Origin of the sequence: Thiolapillus sp. (genome assembly GCF_048562965.1) — a bacterium.
GTDB classification, from domain to species: domain Bacteria; phylum Pseudomonadota; class Gammaproteobacteria; order Chromatiales; family Chromatiaceae; genus Thiolapillus; species Thiolapillus brandeum_A.
This window is the reverse complement of record NZ_JBHNMF010001193.1, coordinates 1-796: the sequence shown is the minus strand read 5'-3', so window position 1 is coordinate 796 and position 796 is coordinate 1. Positions and strand designations below refer to the sequence as shown.

1 protein-coding gene is annotated in these 796 nt (G+C 53.3%); it reads left to right on the top strand.

The features are described 5' to 3' along the window. The coding region (locus ACOCD2_RS23245) for a class I SAM-dependent methyltransferase (protein WP_293650660.1) at positions 1 to 498 on the top strand (498 nt) is incomplete at its 5' end. Positions 499 to 796 lie beyond the last annotated feature (298 nt).

Below are 796 nucleotides of genomic sequence, written 5' to 3'. Positions count from 1 at the left end.
GTTTGTAAAGAATACGGTGATTTTTATGATTCGGTCTACTATAAATCAGTGGAGCCAAAGCGAACGGCATCTCGCCATCTGCGACGGTTGGCCCGCAGGATTGGTGTCAGAAAGAATCAGCAGGTGCTGGATGTGGCATGCGGTACCGGGGAATGGTTGCTGGCCTGCAAGGAACTGGGGGCTTTTACAAATGGCGTGGATTTGTCTGAAAGAGCCATTTCGGCCTGTAAAACATCTCTGGGTGAGGGAGAGTACTTTTCCATGCCGGCGGAAGTCCTGCCGTTTGAGGATGCCAGATTTGATGTTGTGACCTGCCTCGGGTCTCTCGAGCACTTCATCGATCCGGTGAAAGCGCTGAAGGAAATGGTCAGGGTAGCGAAAACCGATGCAATATTCCTGTTACTGGTGCCGAATGCGGATTTTTTGACACGCCGGCTGGGATTGTTTGGGGGTACCTACCAAACCGATGCCAAAGAGGAAGTCAGGCCACTTTTCTGAATGGAAAAGTCTGTTCGAAGAAGCCGGGCTGGACGTTACAGAGCGATGGCGTGACTTGCATGTGTTGTCCTGGTCCTGGATTTCTTCTGGCGGATGGACGGCTGTGCCGGTGCGTGCGCTGCAGGCCATGGCGCTGGCAGTCTGGCCGCTCAAATGGCAATACCAGGTTTACCACCTTTGCCGAGTGCGGAAAGCATCGGAAGCAGCGTCTGATTCATGATGCGGATGCTTCCTTCCAGACCAGCACGGTAAAATCATTGGAAAGATAACCATCCCGGATGTCGTGGCTGGGCGAGAG